This is a genomic window from Arthrobacter sp. 10N418, assembly GCF_056394725.1.
Genome location: NZ_JBFTIK010000006.1, coordinates 78,019 through 101,599 on the forward strand (window position 1 = coordinate 78,019; position 23,581 = coordinate 101,599).

A 23,581-nucleotide genomic window follows, 5' to 3' on the forward strand; every position below is an offset into this window, starting at 1 on the left:
CCGGCAAGGACTAGGCTTTATGTCATGACCAAATGGGAGTACGCCACGATTCCGCTCATCATCCATGCTACAAAGCAGATCCTTGACCAGTGGGGCGAGGGCGGCTGGGAGCTTGTCCAGGTTGTCCCGGGCCCTGACGGAAACGGCCTGGTTGCCTATTTGAAGCGGGAGAAGCAGTAGCCATGAGCACCCCAGCGCCGGCCACCCCGGCAAGCCCCGGAAACACCGCCGGCAGCACGGCTGAGGCGGCAAACGCCGTCGACGGCGCGGGCGCGTCGTCCGCCGTCGAACAACGCCTTGCCGAGCTCGGCCTGACACTGCCGGAGGTGGCCGCACCGGTGGCTGCGTACGTACCGGCCGTGATTTCCGGCAACCACGTCTACACCTCAGGGCAGCTGCCGTTCGTCGACGGCAAGCTCGAGGCCACCGGCAAGGTCTCCACCGGCACGGAGGGCGCCTCGGACGAATACACGGTGTCCCCGGAAGCGGCCAAGCACTACGCAGCAGTCTGCGCTGTCAACGCGCTGGCTGCCGTCAAGAGTGTCATCGGCGACCTTGACCGCATCACCAGGATCGTCAAGGTGGTTGGATTTGTCTCTTCCGATCCCTCCTTCACCGGCCAGCCCGGGGTCATCAACGGCGCCTCAGAGCTTCTGGGCAAGGTCCTTGGCGACGCCGGTCAGCACGCGCGTTCCGCCGTTGGCGTGTCAGTCCTGCCGCTCGACTCTCCTGTTGAAGTCGAACTGATCGCCGAATTCGCTTAGGGCCGGTCAGTTCCTTGCCTCATTTAGCCCGTCGCCTGTTCGTCCTCCCCCCCGATCTCGAAGGGGCAGCACGCAGTTGGCTCGAACACGGCGAGCGGACGCCTCGGGCCGTCCGTTTCGCTTCCTCTGTCGTACTCCTGCGTGACTCCCCCACAGGTCTGGAGACCTGGCTTGGATACCGGCCAGGGTCCTCGCCGCTGGGCGTGGTGGCTTTCCCCGGAGGGTCGCTGGAGCCATCCGACGACGACGCCGTCGCCTGGCTTGGCCCCTCGCCCCAGCACTGGGCCGAGCAGATGGGGACGGCCGACGTCGGACTGGTGCGCCGCCACATTGTGGGCGCCATCCGTGAGCTGTTCGAAGAGACCGGCATCCTGCTGGCCGGCCCGGACCTGTCCACCACCGTGGAGGGCACCTCCAGTGCCGAGTGGATGCGTGCACGCGAGGCCGTGGCCGACCAGGAGAAGTCCTTCACCGATGTGCTCGCCAAGCGCGGTCTCTCGGTGCGGACGGACCTGCTTAAGCCGCTGGTGAATTGGATCAGCCCTGATTTCGCGCACCGCCGGTTCAATACGCGGTACTTCGCCGCCACCCTGCCGGTCAACCAGCAGCCCACGCTCCTGGCCAGCAAAGGGGTCTGGGGGCGCTGGGTGTGCGTCCGCAAGCTCATTGAGGGCCGCGAGGCCACGGTCCTGGGCGATGAGGTGGGCCAGGAGAACACCGTCGGCCGGCCCCTGGGCCAGCTCCTGGTGCCGGGCTCGGAGATCATGCTCGAGAAGATGGCCGCGGCCAACGGCTGCATCGCCTACCTCAGCTACAAGCGCAAAGCCCACGTCTACCAGCCCAAGCTCGTCGAGGAGGACGGCAGGCTGATGCTGGAGGTCGAGGCGGCGAAGACTGTCGCCGGCGAACCCCAGCGGGAGCGCTGACGCCGGTCCCGGCCCGTGGACTTGCTCCCCGCTCACCCGCCGCCCCGCGGGACATGCTCACTCCTGCCACGGGCCATTGGACATAGTGGCATCGTGTCCACGCCCCGCCGCCAAGATGGGACATGCCCTGTACTGGGCAGCATTGGTGGATCTTGGGCAGCACCGGTGGACATGCTCCCCGCTCACCCCGCCGCCGCGCGGGACATGCTCACTCCTGGCCCGGGCCATTGGACATAGTGGCATCATGTCCACGCCCCGCCGCCAAGATGGGACATGCCCTGTACTGGGCAGCATTGGTGGATCTTGGGCAGCCCCGGTGGACATGCTCCCCGCTCACCCGCCGCCCCGCGGGACATGCTCACTCCTGCCACGGGCCATTGGACATAGTGGCATCGTGTCCACGCCCCGCCGCGAAGATGGGGCATGCCCAGAAGGGCGCTCACTCCAGGAATGAGTATGTCCCCCGGGAAGGCTTCGGCAGGCTTAACCAGCGAAAGCCGGCTCCGTTTCCACGGGGCCGGCTTTCGCTTGTGCTGCGGAAAGCTTAGCGGGAGCGCTGGCGCAGTCGCTGCATGTCGAGAATGACGACGGCGCGGGCCTCCAGGCGCAGCCAGCCGCGCTGGACGAACTCGGCGAGGGCCTTGTTGACGGTTTCCCGGGAGGCGCCGACCAGCTGGGCCAGCTCTTCCTGGGTGAGTTCGTGGGCGACCAGCACGCCGTCGGTCGCCGGACGGCCGAAGCGGTCGGCCAGATCCAGCAGTGCCTTGGCCACGCGGCCGGGCACGTCGGAGAAGACGAGGTCGGAGAGCGAATCGTTGGTCCGGCGCAGGCGGCGTGCCAGGGCCTGCAGCAGCTGGGCGGACACCTCCGGGCGGGTCCGGAGCAGGGCGTTGAGGCTCTCGTTCCTGAGTCCGGCCAGTCGGGTTTCGGAAACCGCTGTCGCCGTGGCCGTACGCGGGCTCGGATCGAAGAGCGCCATTTCACCGAAGAGCTCGCCCGGGCCCAGGATGGCGAGCAGCGATTCGCGGCCGTCCGGAGACGTGCGGCCGAGCTTCACCTTGCCGGAGACGATGAAGTACAGCTGGTCACCCTGGTCACCTTCCCGGAATACCGAGGCTCCGCGTGAGAGATCCACCTCGGTGAGTTCGTCCGTCAGCAGACGGAACGCCTCGTCGTCGAGCGTGGCGAAAAGGGGTGCGCGGCGCAATACCTCGATATCCATGAAATCTCCTGTCTAACTGTGTCGGCTGGGGCGCTTCAGCTATTGTTTCAGAATTTTGGCGCGTCTGTGACGTAGTTGGCACCGAAACGCGTGGCGGGCGCCCCGAAGGGAGGGCTCCAGCGGGCCCCGGACGCCCCGTACGGGCAGCCGCGGCCCGGGGTGGTCGGCAAACTGTCAGCCTGCGCCGATAGAATTGCCCCGTAACTGTCTGTGAGGAGCACCGGTGTTCGGCTTGACCATTTTGGACCTGGCGTTGATTGTGACGCTCCTGTCCTACCTGATTCACGGCCTGCGCAACGGCTTCCTGGTGACGGTCGGAGGCCTGGCCGGGTTCGCGGCGGGAGCGGTGGCGGCGTTCGTTTCAGTGCCGGTCGTCAGCGGCCTCGTGGAGGACAGCGGATGGCGGCTGACGGCCATTGTCGCCACGGCTGTCCTGCTGATGATCCTGGGGCACGGACTCGGCACCATGATCGGGCGGAACATCCGCAAAGTGGTGCGGATCAGCCCCCTGCGCGCGGCGGACCGCGTGGCCGGCGGAGGCGTCAACGTGGTGGTGTCCGCCCTCGTCATGTCGATGTTGGCGTTCAGCATCGGCTCCCTGGGCGTTCCCTTCGTGTCCCAGCAGCTCGCGGAGTCCAAGGTGATCCGGTTCATCGACGGCATGACCCCGACGCCGGTCAAGAGTTCCATGGCACAGTTGCGGTCCGCCGTGATCGGCGAAGGTATACCGACTCTCCTTGACGGCTTCGGCCAGGCCCAGCCCGTCGCCCTTCCGGACGCCAGCACGGACACCCCCGCACTGAACAAAGCCGCCGCTTCCGTGCTGAAGATCGCCGGAACGGCCTACCAGTGCGGCCAGAACCAGACCGGAACCGGTTTCGTTGTGTCGCCCGGCCGCGTCGTGACCAACGCCCATGTCGTCGCCGGCGTGGCGGAACCGGTAGTGGAAACACCCGGCGGAGGCGCCCTCCCCGGGCGGATCGTCTATTTCGACACCAAGCATGACCTCGCCGTCCTGGCGGTGGACGGCTTGGGCACCGCACCGCTTCAGCTCAGTCCGGACCTTCCGGCCGGCAGCCCGGCCGCGTTCGCGGGTTACCCCCACGGCGGTCCGTTCCAGTCCAAACCGGCCAGCGTCCAAGACATCGCCACGGTGCTGGTCCCTGACATCTACGGGAACAATCCGGCGCCTGAAGATGTATACCGGCTCGCCGCTGACGTGCAGCCGGGCAACTCCGGAGGTCCCTTGCTGACCACCGACGGGCAAGTGGCCGGCCTGATCTTTGCCAAGGCAACCACCGAGGCCTCGCTGGGGTTCGCCATCACCATGGCCGATCTCGGCCCCGTTGCAGCCCAAGCGCCGGGTCTGGGCAGCGCCGTCTCCTCCGGGCAGTGCATCAAGAAGTAGGCATCAAGCAATAGCGCCGCCAGGGCCGCCGCGGCGGCGGCCCGGGGCCCCCCGCCGCGGCAGCTGCGCGGGCGCGCCCCGCCGCCGTCCCGCGGGATCCGCGGGGGACATGCTCAGTTCCTGGCCGCGTGCAGTCCGGCGAGGTACTCGACAGCGAAGCGGTAGCCCATGATCCCGGCCCCGGCGATCACGGCTTTGCTGATGTCCGACAGATAGGAGTGGTGCCGGAACGGCTCCCGGGCATGGACATTGGTGATGTGGACTTCGACGGTGGGCACTTCCACGGCGGAGATCGCGTCGCGGATGGCCACCGAGGTGTGCGTGTAGGCCCCTGCGTTGAGGACAATCCCGACCGCCTTTCCCCGTGCTGCATGGATGGCGTCCACGAGCGCACCCTCATGGTTGGACTGGAAGCACTCGACGTCCAGTCCGTTGGCTGCACCGGCGTCTTTGGCGAGCTGTTCGACGTCGGCCAGCGTTGCCGTCCCGTACTTCTCGGGCTCGCGGGTGCCGAGCAGGTTCAGGTTGGGGCCGTTGAGGACCAGGATGGTGCCGCGGCCGGCGTCGGTGGCGGGGGTGGCTTCAGTCATGCCTGCAAATCTATCGCTTACCGCCGCACCCTGACCGCTTCTTTACGCGGCGCTCCCGCGTCGTCGGCCCCGGGAAGTCTGGTCAGGTAACAGGGGGGTGCCTAGACTTTAAGGACCAACGTGCGGAGCTCCCGTACTGGCCAGCTCGCGCGGAAAGCCCGATCTGGGAGCGTCATCATGCGCAGCATCCTCCATTCAGGAAAAAACATCCGCCGGGCCGCCGTAGCCCTGCTGGCCCTGGCGGCGTTCTCCATCCCGGCGCCCGTCGCCGCCGCGTCCCGGGCCGACGCCGGTCACCGGCACTCGGTGATAGTCCTCCCCGGCGCTACCGGAACGGAAGGCATCGCCGCGGGGGAGGGCACCACCTTCTTCGCGGGGGACCGGCTCAACGGGGACATCTACCGCGGTGACATCCGCGAAGGCACAGCCAAACGCTTCATCCACGCACCGGATGGCAGGGCCGCCCTCGGCCTGAAGGTCGATGTCGCCGACAACCTGCTGTTCGTGGCGGGAGGCGCCACCGGCCAGGCCTACGTCTACAGCCTTGAGACGAAGAAGACCGTGCAGGCCTACCAGCTTGCCGGGGCAGGCACGAGCTTCATCAACGACGTAACCCTGACCAGCGAAGGGGCCTGGTTCACCAACTCGCAGGCCGGCGAACTCTACTTCGTCCCGGTGAACCACCACGGGAACCCCGGCGCTGCGGAGACGCTCGTCCTGAAAGGCCCAGCCGCAGGGCTTGAACAGGGGTTCAACCTTAACGGGATCGCGGCCGTGCGGGACGGGCATACCCTGATCGTCGCCCACACGGCGCGGGGCGCCCTCTACACCGTCAACCTGAAGACCGGATCCAGTGAGTTGATCGCCCTCACAGACCGCTCCGGCGGCGCCCTCACCGTGCCCAATGTGGACGGCATCCTCGCCCGGGGCGACACCCTCTGGGCAGTCCAGAACGTATCCAACCAGGTGAGCCGCATCCAGTTGGACCGTTCCCTGGCATCAGGCGTGGTCCGCGAGGTCATCACGAGTCCGCACTTCGATGTCCCGACGACGGCGGCGCTCTTTGACGACACGCTCGCCCTGGCGAACTCCAAGTTCACGTCGCCCGCTGCCACTACTTTCGAAGCCGTCCTCGTCGAAGCCGGCTCGCGGCACTGAACTCGCGGCGCCGACTAAATGGACCCGCGGAAAGGCCGGGCGGTCGACTGACGGCGCTGCCCGCACGCGGGCAGCGCCGTCGCCGGCGCCTCATTCAGGGTTGCCCCTGTCCAATGTGCCTACTTCCGGAGCGAGTGTGCGATCTGGGCCATGACGGTGTTGTCGGCCAGGGTTGTGGCGTCGCCGACCTCGCGGCCTTCCGCGACGTCCTTGAGCAGGCGCCGCATAATCTTGCCGGACCGGGTCTTGGGCAGTTCCGGCACCACGAGGATGGTCTTGGGCTTGGCGATCGGCCCGATCTCCTTGCTCACGTGGTTGCGGAGTTCCTGGATGATTGCGTCGCCGGAGTCCACGGCATCACCGCGCAGGATCACGAACGCGACGACCGACTGGCCCGTGGTCTCGTCCGCGGCGCCCACGACGGCGGCCTCGGCCACCGCCGGGTGGGACACCAGCGCGGATTCGATCTCCGCGGTGGAGAGGCGGTGGCCGGAAATGTTCATCACGTCATCGACCCGGCCCAGCAGCCAGATGTCGCCGTCCTCGTCCTTCTTCGCGCCGTCGCCTGCGAAGTACATGGTCTCGAAGCGGGACCAGTAGGTCTCCTTGAACCGCTCCGGGTCGCCCCAGATGCCGCGCAGCATGGCGGGCCACGGCTCGCGGATCACGAGGTAGCCGCCGGATCCGTTGGGGACGGACTCGCCGAGTTCGTCGACCACGTCCACGGCGATGCCGGGCAGCGGAACCTGGGCTGAGCCGGGCTTCGTGGCCGTCACCCCGGGCAACGGCGCGATCATCTGTGCCCCGGTTTCGGTTTGCCACCAGGTGTCCACGATCGGTGCAGGGGTGTCCTTCCGGCCGCCGTCGGCCCCGATGACCTCCCGGTACCACATCCACGCCTCAGGGTTGATGGGTTCGCCCACCGAGCCCAGGACGCGGAGCGAGGAGAGGTCCGACTTGGCCGGGATCTCCTTGCCCCATTTCATGAAAGTGCGGATGGCGGTGGGGGCGGTGTAGAGGATGGAGACCTTGTACTTCTCCACGATCTCCCACCAGCGGCCCTGGTGCGGGGAGTCCGGCGTCCCCTCGTACATGACCTGGGTGGCCCCGTTGATGAGCGGAGCGTAGGCGACGTAGGAGTGTCCGGTGATCCAGCCGACGTCGGCCGTGCACCAGTACACGTCCGTCTCCGGATGGAGGTCGAAGACCGCCTTGTGCGTGTACGCGCCCTGGGCCAGGTAGCCGCCGGTGGTGTGCAGGATGCCCTTGGGCTTGCCCGTGGTGCCGGAGGTGTAGAGGATGAAGAGCGGGTGCTCGGAGTCGTGACCGACTGCCGTGTGCTCGGCGGAGGCGCGGTCCACAGTGTCCGACCACCAGTGGTCGCGGCCCTCGTGCCAGTCGACGTCCTGGCCGTTGCGCTTGACCACGACGACGTTCTGGACGGTGTGCCCGTCACCATCTCCCTCGTGCGCCAGGGCCTCGTCGACGGCCGTCTTCAGGGCGCTGGGCTTGCCGCGGCGGTAGGTGCCGTCGGCGGTGACGACGAGTTTGGCCTCGGCGTCGTCAATCCGGGAGCGCAGCGCCTCGGCGGAGAAGCCGCCGAAAACCACCGAGTGGATGGCGCCGATCCGGGCACAGGCCAGCAAAGTGATGACGGCCTCGGGAATCATGGGCAGGTACACGGCCACCCGGTCGCCCTTGGCGACGCCGAGCGACTCGAAGGCGTTGGCGGCCTTCTTGACCTCCTCGGTGAGCTGCGCATAGGTGTACGTGCGGGTGTCGCCCGGTTCGCCCTCGAAGTAGATGGCGACCCGGTCCCCGTGGCCGTTCTCCACGTGGCGGTCCAGGGCGTTGTACGCGGCGTTGATTTCACCGCCGACAAACCATTTGGCGAAGGGCGGGTTGGACCAGTCCAGGGTTTGGGTGAAGTCCTTGCTCCAGCTCAGCAGTTCGCGGGCCTGCCTGGCCCAAAAGGCGGGACGGTCGGCGTCGGCCTCCGCATAGTCAGCGGCGGTGACAACGGCGTTCGCAGCGAACTCGGGGGAGGGTGCGAACCGGCGGTTCTCGTGCGCCAGGTTTTCGAACGCATCGCCCGGGCGGGGCGAAGTTGTAGCCGGGGCCGAGGAAGTCGACGTGCCGGAAGCCTGCGTGGTGGTGCCGGGAGTCTGCTGGGACATGGTGAACCTCATCATTCATCGATCCGTGCTGCGCGGGATCGCCGGATGTCCACTGCTGCGGGCCGCAGGTGCGGCGCCGGGCAGCGGCTGATCGCGGCGGTCCGCAAAAAGCTGTTCCGCAATACACACTAATACCTGGGTCCGACGGAACGTGTGCCCAGTCACAAACGCAGCCGCGAGCGGTGCTTGTTAAGCGCCGAGTGGTGCCGGGACTGCTACTTCGGGCCTATCTGGCGGCGGACGGCCCGCACCCGGGCCTCCCAGCCCGGCCAGGCACTGAACCCACTGATTCCACCGTTCTGGCAAGCGGAATACGGATGGGCCGGCATCGACGCCGATGCGTACAGCGCCTGGGAACAGCAATGCAGCCCGGCGGCCTACGTCCGGCGCCGCAAGAGCGTGGCTGAGTCTCCGGAGCCGCGGAGCCTGCCCGCGCTGGCCGCGGCCTGGCGGGGCGGGCTGGATACCGTGATCGTCCTGCCGTACGAGGGGTACTTTGCGTGGCGCGTCACGGCATCTCGCCGTCTCCGCCTCGACCCGCAACGATCCGGCCAGCTACAGCAGGGCCTTGGGAGCTGGCGGGGGCCCGCTTCCTGGCGGCGGTTCATGAGAAGCGTGCCGAAAGCGTGATTTGCCGCGGCCGCGCGCGGCTTGTCAGCTAGTGATCGGCCAAGCACTTGGCTAGGCTGAGATGAAGTTGTGACATCCGATGGAGGCAGGCGGGACCGCTGGCGGTCCGCGCTCTGCCTGCCGTTAGACGGCGCTGTCCAGGGCGCCGCCATGCTAAGGAGAACAGAATGAACGACCAAGAAAACGGGCAGCTCCAGTCGCCCGCCCGCAATCAGGGCGACACGGGCCAAGCCAGGCAGGCAGGCTTCGGGGACCCGCCCCGCTTCACGACGGACAAGAAGACCCGGAACAAGAACGAGGCCGTCCTTGGGCCTTTCACCATCCGGGACCTGACCGTTTTCGGCTCCACGCTGATTCTCTTTGTCGCCTCGCTAATTCCGATGTTTGCGTTCGGGTACAACCTCTGGAACCTGGGCAGCCTTTTCTTCCTGGGCCTGGGGATCGTGCTGCCGCTGATCGTGTCCGCCTTGTTTGTGGCACGCCGGGTCAGCCCCGGAACGCGGATCCGGGTTGGGTCCTTGTCAATCGACCAGTTCGCGTCGGTCGTGGCGTCTTTCGCGGTCGCTTTCTTCTTCCTTGCCGTTGCCGGCGCGTTCGTGCCGAGCCTGCTGGTTGGGCTCATAGGCGCGCTTGGACTCTTCGCAGCCACCGTGCTGGCGCGTCTGATCCCCTACTTCGCCGGCGACTTCCTGGGCCGCGGGGAAACCCCTGCGCATGTGGTGGCCCGTGAGGCAGCCATACCGGTGCGGAAGCCCCAGGTCCCGAAGCCGCCGAAGGAGCCCAAGGAGGCCGGGGCCGCCAAGGAAACCGGTGCCGGACCGGTCGCTGGCTGGGCCAAACGCATGACGCCGGGGGGCCGGTCAGCGGCCCCGCACAGTTATGAGACCTTCGGTGCGGCAGCAGGCGAGGCTGTTCCGACCGCCCCCGGCGCCGGACCGGCCGCCGCACCGGCCGCTGCGCCCGCCGCCCCGTCGGCCCCGGTCGTGCCAGCAGCGCGCGCGAGTGCTGCGCCGCCTGCCTCCAGCGCCCCGGAAACCCAAGTCTCCGGCGTAGTGCCGGCGGCTGTGACGCCGGCCCCGGCCCCGTCTGCCGTTCCGGCTGTGACGCCGGCCCCGTCTGCCGTTCCGGCTGTGACGCCGGCCCCGTCTGCCGCAGAACAGACCCGGGCTGCCGGCGTCGTCGCTCCTGCCGATTCTGCGCCGACGGTTCCGGCCGCGGCGGAAGAAACCCAGGCCGCCGAAGTGCCGGTTGCCTCCACGAGTGCCCCGACCACGGTCAACCCCCAGGTCCGCCCGCAGGAGCGGATCGGTGCAACCGTCGATCCGGCCAGCCGGCCCATGGAAGACGACGTCCAGCCCGTGCACGAGGCGTTCTGGTTCGCCGTCGCGCAGCCCCGCACCGCCGTTGACGAGCACACCGGGGCCCCGGCGTTCGTCATTGAACCCGGCGGCTGGGTGTTGGCCCTTGAGGACCGCGGCAACGAGTTCCTGGTCCAGCACACCGACGGCCGGGTGGGCCTGCTGCGCGACCTCAGCAACATCGAACGCGGTTAGCCGGAGCCCGGGTGGCCAGCGAAACCGGGAGCGCCCAGCCCGGCAGCCCGCGGACCTCAGGGGAATCCCTGCTGGCGCTCAAGCGTCGGGCCCGCAGAATCAACAAGGCCCTCGCGGAGCAGTATCCGTACGCGCACGCGGAGCTGGATTTCCGCAGCCCGTTCGAGCTCGTGGTGGCCACGGTGCTCTCGGCCCAGACCACGGACGTGCTGGTCAACCAGATCACGCCCCTGCTCTTTGCCCGGTATCCGGACGCGCGGAGCATGGCCGAGGCGGACCCGGCCGAGCTCGAAGCCATCATCAAGCCCACCGGCTTCTTCCGCGCCAAGGCCAGAAACCTGCTGGCGCTGTGCACCAGGCTCGTTGACGAGTACGACGGCGTGGTGCCCGGCCGGCTGCAGGACCTGGTGACGTTGCCCGGCGTCGGGCGGAAGACGGCGAACGTTGTGCTGGGCAACGCGTTCGGCATCCCGGGCATCACGGTGGACACACATTTCGGCCGTCTGGCCAGGCGCTTCGGGTGGACGGAATCGGATGATCCGGTGCGGATCGAGTCCGACGTCGCCGGGTTGTTCGAGCCGAGGGACTGGACCATGCTCTCGCACCGCGTGGTGTTCCACGGCCGGCGGGTCTGCCACTCGCGCAAACCGGCATGCGGCGCCTGCGCGGTGGCGAACTGGTGCCCGAGCTACGGGGCCGGGGAAACGGATCCGCAGAAGGCCAAGAAGCTGCTGAAATATGAACTGGCCCCGGGCCAGGAAGAACTGCTGGCGAAGCTCATGGCGGAAACCCACCGGGCCGCCGAGATCCGGATGGAATCGCAGAGGAAGCCTCGATGACCGTCCGCCAGGAACTGATCGACCTCGTTGCCGCCGTGGCGGGGGGCACGGCACCCCCGCCTGATCCGCGCTGGCGCGAGCTCGTCGTCGCGCCCGGTGAACGCGTCCGCCGTGCTGCCGTCCTGATGCTGTTCGGTGCGCTGGATAACGTCCCGGCGACTTCCGTCAAGCTCCTGGCCCCCGCGGATCTTGACGTCCTCCTGTTACAGCGCGCCCAGACCCTGGACGACCACCCCGGACAGGTCGCCTTCCCTGGCGGCGGCATCGATCCGGGCGAATCCGTGATCGGGGCGGCCCTGCGCGAGGCGGAAGAGGAGACCGGGCTCGACCCCGCCGGCGTGGACGTGCTCGGCGTCATGCCGGAGCTTGCCCTGCCCCGCGGGAACTTCCTCGTCACCCCCGTCCTGGCCTGGTGGGCCGCCCAGTCACCCGTCCGCGTGGTTGATTACGGTGAATCGGCCCAGGTCTTCCGCGTCCCGGTGCGGGACCTGCTGGATCCGGACAATCGGGTCATGGCCACAGTGAACCGTGCCGGCCAGACATTCCAAAGCCCCGCCTTCACCGTCAACGGCGTCGTGGTGTGGGGCTTTACCGGGATGATCCTGAACCAGCTCTTTGAGCAGCTGGGCTGGGCGGTTCCGTGGGACCGCAAGCGGCTCTTCGGGGTCGATGCCTAAGCCGGGCGTCCCTGTAGCGGGCCTGTCGGTCACGGGCCTGTCGGTCACGGGCCTGCGGTCGGTCAGGTAGCCGGACGCCCAGCTGTGCTGTTGCCGGGGAACGCGGGTGCGGCGCCGGGCTGGCGTTACCTGCTGTGGCCGGAACGGTCCACAACCAGGCCCGTCGCGGCATTCTCGCGCACGGCCGTGATGCCGGCCGCCGCGCCCTTGATGGTCTTGAACAGCGGCGAAACGGCCACTACCGTCCCGTCTGCCGCCGTAAGCCTGAAGAAATAAGCTTTCTCTCCCGCTTCAGCGATTTCAAAAATGCCAGCCAAACCGTTGCCTCCCCAATTTCCTTGCGTCGTTGCAAATGACCGGCAGTAACGATGGGATTTCTTACCGGCCATTCGAGACTAACCGGGGGGACGGACAGTGCACAACGCTACCGACGGGTACGTTACAGCGGGTGACTGTGCCCGCCTATTTGGCCTTGTCATAGGAGTCCACGACGGCCAGGCTCACGGGAAACTCCACCGGGATCCTGCCGAACAGCAGCTCTTTGGCGGCATTCGCAGCGTCCTCAATGGCACGGATGCACTCCTCCACGGCCCCCTCCGGGCAGTGGACCATCACTTCGTCATGCAGGAAGAACACGAGTTCCCCGCCCGGGACGCCGGCGGAGCCCATGGCGCGCAGCCGCCGTCGCAGTTCCGCGAGCCAGCAGGCGGCCCAGTCGGCGGCGGAGCCCTGCACCACGAAGTTCCGGGTGAACCTGCCGCGGGAGCGGGCCGCCGAATCGGCCCTGCGCTGCTCTTCCGCGGTGGTGGAGTGCTGGCTCTGCAGCCAGCGCTCCGACGGCGGAGGGCTGCTGCGGCCCAGGCGTGAGGTGACCGTCTTGCCGGCTTCGCCCTCGCGGGCCGCCTCTTCGACGAATCCGACGGCCCGCGGGTAGGTGCGCGTCAGCTGCGGCATCAGCCGGCCGGACTCGCCGGTGGTCGCACCGTAGATCGCCCCGAGCAGCGCCACCTTGGCCTTGGCCCGGTCGCCGCCGAAACCCTGCGCAGCGATGCCGGCATAGAGGTCCTTGTCCCGGGCGGCCTCCGCCATTTTGGAATCCTGGGCCAGGGCCACCAGCACCCGCGGCTCCAGCTGGGAGGCGTCCGCGACGATCAGCTTGTACCCAGGGTCAGCATGGACGGCGCCGCGGATCTGGCGCGGGATCTGGAGAGCCCCGCCTCCGCGGGAGGCCCAACGGCCCGAAACCACCCCGCCCACGACGTACTCCGGCTGGAACCGGCCGTTCTTGACCCAGGCATCCAGCCATGCCCAGCCGTTGGCAGCGTGCAACCGGGCGAGTTTCTTGTAGGCCAGGAGCGGCTCGATCGCGGGGTGGGTCGCTTCCTTCAATTCCCATTGCCGGGTGGTCTTGACCTCGATGCCATTCCGGTGCAGGGCGCGCATGAGCTCCTGCTGGGAGTCGGGGTTCAGCGACGGGGAATTCAGCAGCCGGCGCAGCTCCGTGGTGAGCGCCTCAAGCTTGGCGGGACGGTGGCCGGGTTGCGGGCGCGGGCCGAGGTAGTCCGCCAGGATCCGTTCGTGCAGTTCCTCCTGCCACGGCACTCCGGTGTGCTGCATCTCGGCGGCAATCATGGCGCCGGCTGATTCGGCTGCCAGCAGGAGCTGCAGGCGCTGCCGGCGATTGTCGCCGAGGAGTCCGGCGCCGCCCGCGCCGGTTCCGGCGGCGCCGGCGAGCTTCAGCGCTTCCTGCTGGGCCGCGTATTCGGCACGGAGGTCTTCGGGCGAATGACGGGGCGCGGCGCGGAGGCCCGGATCGTCGAACAGTGCGCCCTGATCCGCCGGCGGAGGCGGGGGCTGCAGGGCACGGGGCAGGGGCTGCAGGTCATCGTCCTGGGTCAGCTTTTCCGCGTTCATGGCATACGCGGTATGGGCCGTGAACTCCGAATGGGCCAGGATAGCCCCGCAAAGAGTGAGGTCGTAGCAGCGTTCAAGCTCCACGCCGGCGCCGAGCAGCGCGGGATACCAGTCCTGGGTGCGGTGCCAGATCCAGCGCGGGCGCTGTTTTTCGAGTTCGCGCACGACGCCGGCCAGCCCGCCCGGGCTGATGATGCGCGGTTCCGGTTTGGCCGGGTTCGGGGAGCCGTCCATCGTGAGCTCCTGGAGGGCTGCCCCGTCAGCGTGGGCGGCGAGCAGCAGGTACATAGGGTCAATTCTGCCTTGCAGTTGGGCGTGGCGGGTGCCGCGTCGAACTTCCGCGGCTTGTCCACATAGGGCACGACGGCGGTTCCCCCGCGATCCGTGCGGCTGCATAGTGGCACCATGAGCAGGCACCAGGGACAGGGTTCGGGGCCAAGGCCGCCACGGGACGCCGGGGCGTGGATCCCCGCTGCATCCGGGGAGACGCTGCTGGTCACCGGGATCGACCTCCTCCGTGCCGAGGTGGAACGTATCGTCGCCGCGGCCGGGGGCCACCTGCGGGCGGTCCAGGACGTCGGAGAGGCCGCACCGTTCTGGGACCCGGCCGAGGCCGTGCTGGTGGGAAGCGACATCCGGGAGCTGCCGATGCGCAGGGGGCGCCCGGTTGTACTGGTCGGCCTGACCGGGGACGGGGACAGCCTGTGGCACCTGGCCGCCGCCATCGGTGCGGACCTGGTGGCAGTGCTGCCCGACGCCGGGTCCTGGCTGGCGGAATACCTCAGCCGGTCCCGCGCGCCCGAAGCAGTCGGCCTCGTCCTGGGCATCACCGGTGGCTGCGGCGGCGCAGGAGCCACGACGGCGGCCATCTGGATCGCCCAGGCGGCCGCCGGGCTCGGCGCGAAGGTCCTCCTGATCGATGGCGATCCCTCCGGCGGCGGGCTGGAACTGGCCTTGGCCGCCGAGGATTACCCCGGGCTGCGCTGGCCCGATCTCGCCGATGTGAGCGGGAGCATCGACCCCGTCCAGCTCACCGAGGCGCTGCCGATGGCCGGCGGATTCTCCTTCCTGTCCTGGCCGGGCAGCCGGAACCGGGCCCCCGGGGCCAGCGCCGCCACCGCGGCCGGTGTTCTCGACGCCGCCCGCCGCGGTTGCGAGCTGGTGGTCCTGGACATCGGGCGCGAGGCATTGCGGACCTTCGCGTGGGAATGCGACCGGATCATCATCGTCGCACCCGCACAGCTGCGCGCGGCAGTCGCATCGGCCCTGCTGCTGAACGAGCTTCCTGCCGTCGAAACCGGCCTCGTGGTCCGGGGGAGGCCAGCGGGCACCCTGGACGCGCCCCGGATCGCTGAATCCGTCGGGCTGCCCCTGCTCGGGATCATGCCGGAAATCAGGGGCGTCCCCGCCGCAACGGAACTCGGACGGCTTCTGGAAACCGGGCGGCAGCGCAGTGTCCGGCGGTTCGCCGCCAGGCTCCTGGACCTGGGCGAGGAAGATCTGTGATGAGCACACATTCCGCGCTTGGGCCTCCGGACCGGGACCCCGGCACCCCGCGTTCCCGGGGCTTCCGGGCACCGGATTCGGTGGACGCGGGGCTGCTGGAGTCCGTACGGGAGTCCGTCATGGCCGACGAGGGGCCGGTGACTCCATCACGGGTTGCCGCCGCGGTCCAGGCCAGCGGGAGACTGCTGGGCACCGCCGGTGCCCTGGCCGCCGTCGAGACCATCAGCGCGGAGCTGAACGGACTGGGACCCCTGCAGAGGCTCGCGCGCGACCCTGCGGTAACGGACATCTTCGTCAACGGTCCGGAGTCCGTCTGGCTGGACCGAGGCCACGGGGCGGAACGGGCTCCGGTTGCCTTTTCGGGGGAGCCGCAGATCCGCGCCCTCGCGGTGCGGCTGGTGACAGCGGGCGGCCGCCGCCTGGATGATGGTTCCCCCTGCGTCGACGTCAGGCTCGACGGCGGTTACCGGGTGCACGCAGTGCTGCCGCCGATTTCCACGGCCGGGACGCTGCTGAGCATCCGCATCCGGCGGCCGAGCGTCTTCTCCCTGGACGAGCTGCGGCGGGCCGGGATGTTCGGGCCCCTTGTCCAGGCCGTGCTCGAGCAAATCGTGGAACGCCGGCTGAATTTCCTGATCAGCGGGGCCACCGGCTCGGGGAAGACGACACTCCTGTCCACGCTGCTGGGGTTGTGCCACCCGGGGGAAAGGCTGGTCCTGATCGAGGACGCGGCGGAATTGAACCCCGCCCACCCCCACGTCGTCTCGCTTGAGTCCCGGCACGGGAACCTCGAGGGCGGCGGTGCAGTGGACCTCGGCGAACTGGTGCGTCAGGCTCTTCGGATGCGGCCCGATCGCCTCCTGATGGGCGAATGCCGGGGAGCGGAAGTCCGGGAGCTCCTGTCCGCAATGAATACCGGCCACACCGGAGGAGGGGGAACGATCCACGCCAATGCCGCGGCCGCCGTGCCCGCCCGGCTGACCGCCCTCGGCGCGCTCGCGGGAATGGGCGTGGATGCCGTGCGCCTGCAGGCGGCCAGCGCCCTCGACGCCGTCGTGCACCTGGCCCGCACCGGTCCCGGGCGGGAAGTCGCGAGCGTCGGCGTCATGGAGGACGGCGATACGGGCCTGGGCGTCACCGCTGCGCTGTCCGTCGTCGATGGTGGCGTCGGCTTCGGGCCGGCGTGGCCGCAGTTGGCGGCCCGGCTCGGCATCGATCCCTCGTGTCCGGACGGAACGTCCGCGGCAGGCACCCAGCCCTCCGATTTCTCCCGGCCGTCCCCAACGGGCGGTGACGGCCCGGCCCGGCCGCCGCGGTGACGGCCGGGGTCATCGTCCTGCTGGCGCTCGCTGTGTGCCTGGCGCTCCTGCCGTCAGGCGCCGCCGCTGGCCGGGCCCGCAAGGCACTCCCTGGCCCTCATGCGCGGAGCTCGCCGGTCCCTGCGCCGCACGCCGCCCGGAGGGTGCTCAGTGCCGTCCGGTTCGGCCGGCCAGCCGGAGGCGCGGCTGACCCGGGGACTGTCCCGATGACGGAGGTGGTCCAGCAAATCGCTGCTCTGCTGAAAGGAGGACGCACCACCGCCAGGCTGTGGGATGAGTTGTGGGTGTTGTACGCCGGCGGTGCCTCGCAAGGCCACGCCTGGGATGATGACGCCGGGACCCGCACGGGACGGGGACAGCGGCAGGGGCCCGGACGCGGGCACGGGGGCGGCCCGTCGCTGGCCCCGGAGTCCCGCATCATGCTCGCGGCCGTCCGGGCGGCAACCCTGGGGGGATTGCCGGCGGGCGGTGCTATCCGCGGGGCGGCGCTGGCAGTCGGCACCGGCAGGGACCGGGGGAAGAGCGCGGGCAGGGGCGCGGGAGCCCACGAACAGAGAGTGTGGGGCGAGCTCGCCGCGTGTTTCGACATTGCCGAGGCCAGTGGCTGCCCCCTCGCAGACGTGCTGACGCGCTTCGCCGCGCAGCTTGAATCCGACGACGACGCCGAGGCCGTCCGGCAGACCGCTCTGGCCGGCCCCAGGGCCACGGTCCGTTTGCTGACATGGCTGCCGCTGTTCGGATTGGGCCTGGGCCTGCTGTTGGGCATTGATCCGATGAAGATCCTACTGGGGACTCCGTTCGGAGTCGCTGCGCTTGCGGCGGGTCTGATCCTGACCACAGCCGGGCGTATCTGGTCCTCACGGCTGGTTCGGGCGGCAGCAGGGGCGCCGCCGTGACCCCGGAGCTGGGGGGCATAATGGTCGCAGCCAGCCTCGGCGGCGCGGCCGCCCTGGCGCTCGCCGATCGCGTCCGGGCGCGCCAAAGACTCGGACGGACAGTCCCCGCCGGGATGGGCCGGGCCGGCCTGCACCCGGCAGGGGAGGGCTCTGCACTGCACGGCCGGGGCAGGTTGCCCGGACTTCGGGACACCGCCATGATGCTGGAATTGATCGGCGCCATGCTGGACGCGGGGGCCGGGCTGGGGCGATCCTTGGAGCTCGTAGCCGCTCAGGCCTCACCCGAGCTCGGCCGTCAACTTCGGCCTGTCGTGTCCGCACTCGCCATCGGCGCGGACTGGGACACCGCGTGGCGCAGTTCCGAAGTCCGGCCGCCGCAGATCCTGGCCCTCCGGGATGCCCTGTCATTCGCCGCCCTCACGGGCGCACCATCGGCCGCGATCCTGTACGCGCAGGCGGCCAGGATCCGGCGAGAACGGTTCAGAGGCGCCGAAAAACAGGCGGCGGCCCTGGGCGTGAAGCTTGTGGTGCCGTTAGGCCTGTGTTCCCTGCCGGCCTTCGTCTGCCTCGGCGTCGTGCCCGTATTGCTGGCCATGCTGCCAGCGTGATCCGGCTGCCCCGGGGGCGAAAGCGCCGACTGAAGCGTGCGGCGCATCCCAAGGTTTACTCAAGCTGGTTGGGGTTATTGTGCCCGTAGGCATCATCGCCGTTGGAGCAATTTCGTTTGGGGCCGCGGTTTGGCAGCCCGGAGCCACTACAGAGTCGCAACTCGGCGGTGGCGTCCTGGACTAGAACTGGCCTAAGACGCGGGTTTCTCTCATGCAACGCCGATGTTGGAGGACCGATCGATGAACCGGGTGTTTGGAGTTTGCCTCGCTGGCATCCTTGCGCTGGCGCTTCGCGGTCTCACGGTGTCAACTTCCGGCACCGCGTCGGCTGCGGCGTTGGCCTGCGAGAGCAGCGCTGCGGCGCCAGTGGATCCCTATCCGGGTGCGACGGCAGTCGCGAGCAGCTTCGAATCGGGCTCCCTCTCGGGCTTCCAAGTCTTCACCGCAGGGACCGGAACCGCCGATGTCTCCCTGGGGCCGTCGCACTCCCACGCGTGCGCGGCATTCCTGCACGCCACCACCGACGTGGGCTCCATCGCGAAAATGTCGGTTGGCCTGGCGGCCGGGGCGACGGAGGTTTATGCGGACGGCTGGTTCAATATCGCCGCCGAAGGCATCGCAGGGAACAACGTCCCCTACTTCCGCATCTTCTCCGGAGGCACGCGGATAATCGATGTCCTCCGGCAAAACGTCACCCGCGATCTCGTTCTCCGCGTCTCGTCCCCAACGGGTTACGTCTATGCACCGCTGGTGGCGAACGTAGGACTGGGCACCTGGCACCATTTGGTGATGCACGTTGTCCCCGGCGGTCCGTCAACCGGCGTGCAGATCTGGTGGGACGGGAAGTCGATCTATGCCAACGACGCCGTCAATATCATCGCGACCACGGCGGACAAGGTGCAGCTCGGGTCCGAACATGACCAGCAGATGGGCGACATTTACGTCGACGACGTGATCATCAACAGCCGCTCCGCAGCCCCGTCACCGATACCCGGATCCCTTCCGCCGCCTACCCTGGATCCTTCGAGATGGCTGAATGACCTTACTGGTGACGCCACGGGAGATCTGACGGCGTGGAAGTCCAGCGGCGATCCATGGCTCTACCGGAACGATGCGGTCGGGGACCGGGCCGCGCGGGCTGACAGGGGCCCCGTCCGGACCAGGACGACCGCCAACCTGCGCGCCGAGAACCCGACGCTGAAGACGTAGTTCGCTGCCAGGGCGGGCCGCGGGGTGTGATCGAATCGCGGTGCAGGGGCTCTGCCTCGCGGGCAGGCATGTCTTCGAATCTGTGTCCAGATCCCGGGCCAATGCTCCAGTGCGGACGGCTGGCCGACTCCTCCTCCACAACTTCGCGCCCGAGGGGAGTTTTCCACTTGGAGGCAATGAACCCTTACCGGAGTGGGCTGTGGCCGCGAGATTGGGAGAAGCCGGTGATCGTGCCGGAGTCTTCTGAGAGGAATGCCCATGTCCATCCATCGCAGCATTGAAACCCGTCAGGCTCCTACTGACCCACGGAGTGCGGAAGTGTACGAAATCTATCCGGGTGCCCGTCAGGAGACGCCCTGGCCGACCCGCCCGGTGCTGGTGTACCCCATCCATATCCGTCCCCGCCGACGGTTCCGGGCAAGGAGGGCGGGCTCCGAGACCGGGATGGCAACGGCAGAATACGCGATCGCCACGCTCGCTGCTGTTGGGTTCGCGGGTGCCCTCGTTTTCATCATGCGCAGCGATGAGGTCCGCGGGTTCCTGCTGAACCTGATCCGTACGGCACTCGCCCTGCCATGAGCTGCGGGTGGCAGGCTTGCGGAAGTGCCCGGCCCGGGGCATTCCGCCCCACTGCGGATTTTCGCGGATGCAGTGCCGCCATGGAACGGTCTGCCGGAGCCAGCGGCGGACGCGGACAGGGCTGGGACCAGCCGTCCGGATGGCAGGGCTCGCGGGACGCGCCCCCTCCACCCGCTGAGGAGCACCTCCCTGGACGGTTGTGCACGCGCCGCGCGTCATGCCGCGGTGCCGTCACTGCTGAGTTCGCGGTGGCGCTGCCCGCGGTCATGCTGCTGCTGGCCCTGCTGCTGGCAGGCTCCGCCGCCGGGGTGGCACAGCTCCGCCTCGAGGAAGCCGCCCGCGGAGGCGCCAGGGCACTGGCGCGAGGAGCGGATGGTGTTGAAGTCGCCGGGATAGTCCACCGGCTCGCCGGAGACTTCGCGGAGTCGGCCGTTGCCTCCGACGGCGAGTGGCTCAGCGTCACGGTCTCCGGCCGGGTCCCTGGTGCTATCGGCGCGCTCATTCCGTGGGCACTCACGGCGCGTGCGTGGGCCCGCGGGGAAGCTCCCGAAGCCGCTGGTGCGACCTTGGTGTTCGAGGCCGCGCGCTGCCAGGCCGTGCGGCGGAGCGAGTCAACGTGACCCGGGGTGCCCGCCCGCACGGACCGCGGTACTTGCACCAGCATGGGCCGGTCCAGGGAGAGCGCGGGTCGGGGACCGTGTTGGCACTGGGTCTGGGGCTCGTCGTCATCATGGCGACGGCCTTGATGCTGCTCCTGGCGCAGGCAGCCGTGGCGGCCTCGAGGGCTGCAGCCGCGGCTGATCTCGCGGCGCTCGCGGCAGCGGATGCGGTCCGGGGAGTCACCGCGGGCGATCCGTGCGCCGTCGCCCGGGATGTAGCCCTCCGGAACAATGCCAGAGTCCTTAGCTGTTTGGAGGGCGCCGGCGAGGCCGTGCAAGTCCGCATCGAGCTCAGCGCAAGATCAATTCTGGGGGCGGCGAGCGGGTTGGCCAGAGCCGGACCGCCGCCTGGACCGGACAACGGCCCCGCGCCCTGACCGCGGCTCCTGAAAGCCCTCCCGGTAGTGCAGGCACACCAGGCCACGGGCCGGTTCCGTGGTCGAGTCAGGCCCGGAGCGGACGCGCGGAGGTGCCGGTCCGAGCAGCCTCGCCAGCGGTCGGAACCCCTTCGTCGGCCGCCGCCCCGGCAGGAGCTCCCTGGTCCGCCGCCCCGGCAGGAGCTCCCTGGTCCGCCGCCGACTCGTGGAGATGTCCGGAATGCATCCGATCAGTCGAACCGTTCAGCAGCACATCGATCAGGATGACGGCCGCGTCCTTGTCCAAGGGGTTGTTCTTGTTGCCGCACTTGGGCGACTGAACGCAGGAAGGACAGCCGGACTCGCATTCACAGGCCTTGATGGCGTCGCGTGTGGCGGCGAGCCACACCCTGGCTTTGTCGTAGCCGCGTTCGGCGAAGCCGGCGCCGCCGGGATGGCCGTCGTACACGAAGATGGTGGGCACGCCGGTGTCGGCGTGGATGGCTGTGGACACGCCGCCGATGTCCCACCGGTCGCTTGAGGCCACCAGTGGCAGGAGGCCGATGGCTGCGTGTTCGGCGGCGTGGAGGGCCCCGGGGAATTGAGCTTCGATGAGCCCGGCAGCGGTCAGCGATCGGTTGTCGACGACAAACCAGACGGCCTTCGTGAACAGGTCCCGGGCGCCCAGTTCCAGCGGCTCTTCCCCCAGAATCTCGTTCGAAATCAGTGCCTTGCGCTGGAAGGAGACCACCTGGGTCGTTACTTTCACGTCCCCGAAATGCACGGCCACGTCACCCCACTGCGTGGTGCGCTGGGTTTCAAGCACCTCGATTTGGGTCACGTCCCGGGCCGTCGTGTAGTAGTCCGGGTTGGCCCGGCGGACCATCACGCAGTGGTCGTCCTCGTTCAAATCCTCCACGACGTAGCTCTCACCCTGATGGACGTAGACGGCACCTGTGTGGGCCTGGTAGTGCGTCTGCGGGGAATCCATGGTGCCGAGGAGGGAGCCGGTGTCGGCATCCACGATGCTTACCGGCCCGCCGCCGTCAGCGCGCAGGTTCACCATCGCCGCGGCGCTCTGCGGGTGGGTCCAGAACCATCCGGCCGGCCGCTTGCGGAGATAGCCCTGTCCCACCAGCCGGTCGAGCAGTTTCTCGGCCGTTCCGCCGAAGAGCGCCAGTTCGGCGTACCCCAGGGGCAGTTCGGCGGCGGCGGCGCACAGGTGCGGTCCCAGGACGTAGGGGTTGGAAGGATCGAAGACCGTGGCTTCCACCGAGACATCGAAAATCGCCTCGGGGTGGTTCACCAGGTAGGTGTCGAGGGGGTCGTCGCTCGCCACGAAGGCGGCGATCGCATCCTGTCCGGCCCGGCCCGCGCGTCCGATTTGTTGGAACAGCGACGCACGGGTGCCCGGCCAGCCGGCCACGAGCACGGCGTCGAGCCCGGAAATGTCGATGCCCAGCTCGAGGGCGGAGGTGCTGGAAACGCCCAGCAGCTCCCCCGAGCGCAGGGACTTTTCCAAGGCCCGTCGTTCCTCCGGCAGGTAGCCCGAGCGGTAGGCAGCCACCCGTTGCGGGAGGCTTGGATCCACCTCGTCGAGGAGGCGCTTTGTGATGGAGGCAATCGTTTCCGCACCTCGCCGGGATTTGATGAAGGCGATGGTCCTGATCCGGGAGGACACCAGGTTGGCCAGCAGGTCCGCGGTCTCGGCGACGGCGGTCCGACGCTCCTTGGCACCGTTCTCGCCGCGGAGCTCGGTCAGGGCCGGCTCCCAGAACGCGACCGTGGTGGAGCCGTGCGGCGAGCAGTCCTCGGATACAGCCCGGACGGGGGCCCCGATGAGCCGGCCGAACGATGTCCCGGGTTCGGACGCGGTCGCGGACGCCGCGATGAACACGGGGCCGGAGCCGTCGGGGCTGTAGTAGGCGCAGATACGGCGCAGCCGGCGCATGAGGTTTGCCACATGGGATCCGAAGACGCCGCGGTAGCTGTGGGCCTCGTCCACGATCACGTAGCGCAGCCGGCGGAAGAACCGGGCCCACCAGGCGTGGTTGGGCAGGATCCCGAAGTGCAGCATGTCCGGGTTGGCGAGGATGAAGTTGGCGTGGTCCCGGATCCAGCGACGGGATGCCGGGTCGGTGTCGCCGTCGTACGTTTCGGCCCGGACGGTGGGGAGCTTCAGCGCCCGGATCGCGGCCAGCTGGTCCGCGGCCAAGGCTTTGGTGGGGGACAGGTAGAGGGTCACGGCGCCGTCGTCGTGGATTTTGCCCGGATCGGCCAGGACCCGGAGTTCGGAGCGGTGGATCGCATCGAGTGCAGGCAGCTGGTAGGCCAGTGATTTCCCGGAAGCGGTGCCTGTGGCGATGACGACGTGCTCCCCGGCGTGGGCTAGCTCGGCGGCCTGGATCTGGTGGCGGTAGGGCTCGTGGATGCCCAAAGACCCATAGGCGTTCACCAGGTCCGGGTGGGCCCAGTCCGGCCACGGGGCATGGACGGCCTGGCGCGCGGGGATGGTGCGCACATGACGAAGCTGTTCCGGGTCCGGGCCGCGGCCCAGCAACGGAATCAGGGATTCATGCGGGTTCACTCAT

At 68.8% G+C, this 23,581-nt stretch carries 22 protein-coding genes; 16 read left to right on the top strand and 6 right to left on the bottom strand.

Annotation, left to right across the window (positions count from 1 at the left end):
* The first annotated feature begins 24 nt into the window (after positions 1–24).
* From AC1DCZ_RS06500 to AC1DCZ_RS06510, 3 genes are read left to right on the top strand one after another with little or no spacing between them, the layout of a single operon-like run.
* Entirely contained in the window at positions 25–180 is a 156-nt protein-coding gene (locus AC1DCZ_RS06500) for a hypothetical protein (protein WP_476973858.1), read from the top strand.
* A 2-nt stretch (positions 181–182) separates the two neighbouring features.
* Positions 183–764, top strand: coding sequence for a RidA family protein (locus tag AC1DCZ_RS06505; RefSeq protein ID WP_476973859.1), 582 nt, complete (start codon positions 183–185; stop codon positions 762–764).
* Positions 765–778: 14 nt separating this feature from the next.
* Complete coding sequence (locus AC1DCZ_RS06510; protein ID WP_476973860.1) at positions 779–1,690, top strand: NUDIX hydrolase; 912 nt, start codon at positions 779–781, stop codon at positions 1,688–1,690.
* Positions 1,691–2,234: 544 nt separating this feature from the next.
* Here AC1DCZ_RS06510 and AC1DCZ_RS06515 read toward each other — a convergent pair.
* On the bottom strand, positions 2,235–2,912 hold the full coding sequence (locus tag AC1DCZ_RS06515; protein ID WP_214961308.1) for a Crp/Fnr family transcriptional regulator: 678 nt from the start codon (positions 2,910–2,912) through the stop codon (positions 2,235–2,237).
* A 223-nt stretch (positions 2,913–3,135) separates the two neighbouring features.
* Here AC1DCZ_RS06515 and AC1DCZ_RS06520 point away from each other — a divergent pair, with 223 nt between their 5' ends.
* Positions 3,136–4,320, top strand: a complete 1,185-nt coding sequence (locus AC1DCZ_RS06520) for a MarP family serine protease (protein WP_476973861.1) — start codon at positions 3,136–3,138, stop codon at positions 4,318–4,320.
* 113 nt (positions 4,321–4,433) lie between these two features.
* Here AC1DCZ_RS06520 and aroQ read toward each other — a convergent pair whose 3' ends face one another.
* On the bottom strand, positions 4,434–4,910 hold the full coding sequence (aroQ, locus tag AC1DCZ_RS06525; RefSeq protein WP_476973862.1) for a type II 3-dehydroquinate dehydratase: 477 nt from the start codon (positions 4,908–4,910) through the stop codon (positions 4,434–4,436).
* A gap of 177 nt (positions 4,911–5,087) precedes the next feature.
* Here aroQ and AC1DCZ_RS06530 point away from each other — a divergent pair, with 177 nt between their 5' ends.
* On the top strand, positions 5,088–6,068 hold the full coding sequence (locus AC1DCZ_RS06530; RefSeq protein ID WP_476973863.1) for an SMP-30/gluconolactonase/LRE family protein: 981 nt from the start codon (positions 5,088–5,090) through the stop codon (positions 6,066–6,068).
* A 119-nt stretch (positions 6,069–6,187) separates the two neighbouring features.
* Here the strand turns inward: AC1DCZ_RS06530 and acs are convergent, their stop codons facing one another.
* Entirely contained in the window at positions 6,188–8,245 is a 2,058-nt protein-coding gene (acs, locus tag AC1DCZ_RS06535) for an acetate--CoA ligase (protein ID WP_476973963.1), read from the bottom strand.
* Between the two features lie 797 nt (positions 8,246–9,042).
* Here acs and AC1DCZ_RS06540 point away from each other — a divergent pair.
* The 3 genes from AC1DCZ_RS06540 to AC1DCZ_RS06550 are packed head-to-tail and all read left to right on the top strand — an operon-like array spanning position 9,043 to position 11,944.
* Positions 9,043–10,428, top strand: coding sequence for a hypothetical protein (locus AC1DCZ_RS06540; RefSeq protein ID WP_476973864.1), 1,386 nt, complete (start codon positions 9,043–9,045; stop codon positions 10,426–10,428).
* A gap of 11 nt (positions 10,429–10,439) precedes the next feature.
* Positions 10,440–11,267, top strand: a complete 828-nt coding sequence (gene nth / locus AC1DCZ_RS06545; protein WP_476973865.1) for an endonuclease III — start codon at positions 10,440–10,442, stop codon at positions 11,265–11,267.
* Complete coding sequence (locus AC1DCZ_RS06550) at positions 11,264–11,944, top strand: NUDIX hydrolase (protein ID WP_476973866.1); 681 nt, start codon at positions 11,264–11,266, stop codon at positions 11,942–11,944. The genes nth and AC1DCZ_RS06550 overlap by 4 nt, the downstream gene beginning before the upstream one ends.
* A 125-nt stretch (positions 11,945–12,069) precedes the next feature.
* On the opposite strand, the gene AC1DCZ_RS06555 is transcribed toward AC1DCZ_RS06550, so the two are convergent.
* Together AC1DCZ_RS06555 and AC1DCZ_RS06560 are read right to left on the bottom strand one after the other, a co-directional pair.
* Positions 12,070–12,333, bottom strand: a complete 264-nt coding sequence (locus AC1DCZ_RS06555; RefSeq protein ID WP_476893733.1) for a YegP family protein — start codon at positions 12,331–12,333, stop codon at positions 12,070–12,072.
* A gap of 73 nt (positions 12,334–12,406) precedes the next feature.
* Entirely contained in the window at positions 12,407–14,146 is a 1,740-nt protein-coding gene (locus AC1DCZ_RS06560; RefSeq protein WP_476973867.1) for a bifunctional 3'-5' exonuclease/DNA polymerase, read from the bottom strand.
* Between the two features lie 117 nt (positions 14,147–14,263).
* Here AC1DCZ_RS06560 and ssd point away from each other — a divergent pair, with 117 nt between their 5' ends.
* The 8 genes from ssd (at position 14,264) to AC1DCZ_RS06600 (ending at position 21,011) form a co-directional block, all read left to right on the top strand.
* Positions 14,264–15,364, top strand: a complete 1,101-nt coding sequence (gene ssd / locus AC1DCZ_RS06565) for a septum site-determining protein Ssd (protein ID WP_476973868.1) — start codon at positions 14,264–14,266, stop codon at positions 15,362–15,364.
* On the top strand, positions 15,364–16,683 hold the full coding sequence (locus tag AC1DCZ_RS06570; protein WP_476973869.1) for a TadA family conjugal transfer-associated ATPase: 1,320 nt from the start codon (positions 15,364–15,366) through the stop codon (positions 16,681–16,683). Before ssd ends, AC1DCZ_RS06570 begins: the two co-directional genes overlap by 1 nt.
* Before the next feature lie 206 nt (positions 16,684–16,889).
* A complete protein-coding gene (locus AC1DCZ_RS06575; protein WP_476973870.1) occupies positions 16,890–17,579 on the top strand; it encodes a type II secretion system F family protein in 690 nt (229 codons plus the stop codon).
* A 20-nt stretch (positions 17,580–17,599) separates the two neighbouring features.
* Positions 17,600–18,187: a type II secretion system F family protein gene (locus AC1DCZ_RS06580; protein WP_476973871.1), complete on the top strand. Its 588-nt coding sequence runs from the start codon at positions 17,600–17,602 to the stop codon at positions 18,185–18,187.
* A 240-nt stretch (positions 18,188–18,427) separates the two neighbouring features.
* Complete coding sequence (locus AC1DCZ_RS06585; RefSeq protein WP_476973872.1) at positions 18,428–19,396, top strand: polysaccharide lyase family protein; 969 nt, start codon at positions 18,428–18,430, stop codon at positions 19,394–19,396.
* A gap of 258 nt (positions 19,397–19,654) precedes the next feature.
* A complete protein-coding gene (locus AC1DCZ_RS06590) occupies positions 19,655–19,975 on the top strand; it encodes a DUF4244 domain-containing protein (protein WP_476973873.1) in 321 nt (106 codons plus the stop codon).
* An 80-nt stretch (positions 19,976–20,055) separates the two neighbouring features.
* Positions 20,056–20,595: a TadE family type IV pilus minor pilin gene (locus AC1DCZ_RS06595; protein ID WP_476973874.1), complete on the top strand. Its 540-nt coding sequence runs from the start codon at positions 20,056–20,058 to the stop codon at positions 20,593–20,595.
* Positions 20,596–20,672: 77 nt separating this feature from the next.
* Positions 20,673–21,011 carry an Rv3654c family TadE-like protein gene (locus AC1DCZ_RS06600; RefSeq protein ID WP_476973964.1) on the top strand — a complete coding sequence of 113 codons (339 nt, stop codon included), beginning with the start codon at positions 20,673–20,675 and terminating at the stop codon, positions 21,009–21,011.
* Between the two features lie 67 nt (positions 21,012–21,078).
* On the opposite strand, the gene AC1DCZ_RS06605 is transcribed toward AC1DCZ_RS06600, so the two are convergent.
* A complete protein-coding gene (locus tag AC1DCZ_RS06605) occupies positions 21,079–23,577 on the bottom strand; it encodes a DEAD/DEAH box helicase (protein WP_476973875.1) in 2,499 nt (832 codons plus the stop codon).
* Between the last annotated feature and the right edge of the window lie 4 nt (positions 23,578–23,581).

Bases quoted from the DNA above. Each gene is read 5' to 3' on its own strand.
- ssd (WP_476973868.1), top strand. From the start codon at position 14,264: ATGAGCAGGCACCAGGGACAGGGTTCGGGGCCAAGGCCGCCACGGGAC.
- AC1DCZ_RS06555 (WP_476893733.1), bottom strand. From the start codon at position 12,333: ATGGCCGGTAAGAAATCCCATCGTTACTGCCGGTCATTTGCAACGACG.
- AC1DCZ_RS06580 (WP_476973871.1), top strand. From the start codon at position 17,600: ATGGTCGCAGCCAGCCTCGGCGGCGCGGCCGCCCTGGCGCTCGCCGAT.
- AC1DCZ_RS06540 (WP_476973864.1), top strand. From the start codon at position 9,043: ATGAACGACCAAGAAAACGGGCAGCTCCAGTCGCCCGCCCGCAATCAG.
- AC1DCZ_RS06500 (WP_476973858.1), top strand. From the start codon at position 25: ATGACCAAATGGGAGTACGCCACGATTCCGCTCATCATCCATGCTACA.
- AC1DCZ_RS06505 (WP_476973859.1), top strand. From the start codon at position 183: ATGAGCACCCCAGCGCCGGCCACCCCGGCAAGCCCCGGAAACACCGCC.
- AC1DCZ_RS06550 (WP_476973866.1), top strand. From the start codon at position 11,264: ATGACCGTCCGCCAGGAACTGATCGACCTCGTTGCCGCCGTGGCGGGG.
- AC1DCZ_RS06590 (WP_476973873.1), top strand. From the start codon at position 19,655: ATGTCCATCCATCGCAGCATTGAAACCCGTCAGGCTCCTACTGACCCA.
- aroQ (WP_476973862.1), bottom strand. From the start codon at position 4,910: ATGACTGAAGCCACCCCCGCCACCGACGCCGGCCGCGGCACCATCCTG.
- acs (WP_476973963.1), bottom strand. From the start codon at position 8,245: ATGTCCCAGCAGACTCCCGGCACCACCACGCAGGCTTCCGGCACGTCG.
- AC1DCZ_RS06515 (WP_214961308.1), bottom strand. From the start codon at position 2,912: ATGGATATCGAGGTATTGCGCCGCGCACCCCTTTTCGCCACGCTCGAC.
- AC1DCZ_RS06560 (WP_476973867.1), bottom strand. From the start codon at position 14,146: ATGTACCTGCTGCTCGCCGCCCACGCTGACGGGGCAGCCCTCCAGGAG.
- AC1DCZ_RS06585 (WP_476973872.1), top strand. From the start codon at position 18,428: ATGAACCGGGTGTTTGGAGTTTGCCTCGCTGGCATCCTTGCGCTGGCG.
- AC1DCZ_RS06595 (WP_476973874.1), top strand. From the start codon at position 20,056: ATGGAACGGTCTGCCGGAGCCAGCGGCGGACGCGGACAGGGCTGGGAC.
- AC1DCZ_RS06575 (WP_476973870.1), top strand. From the start codon at position 16,890: ATGACGGAGGTGGTCCAGCAAATCGCTGCTCTGCTGAAAGGAGGACGC.
- AC1DCZ_RS06530 (WP_476973863.1), top strand. From the start codon at position 5,088: ATGCGCAGCATCCTCCATTCAGGAAAAAACATCCGCCGGGCCGCCGTA.
- AC1DCZ_RS06570 (WP_476973869.1), top strand. From the start codon at position 15,364: ATGAGCACACATTCCGCGCTTGGGCCTCCGGACCGGGACCCCGGCACC.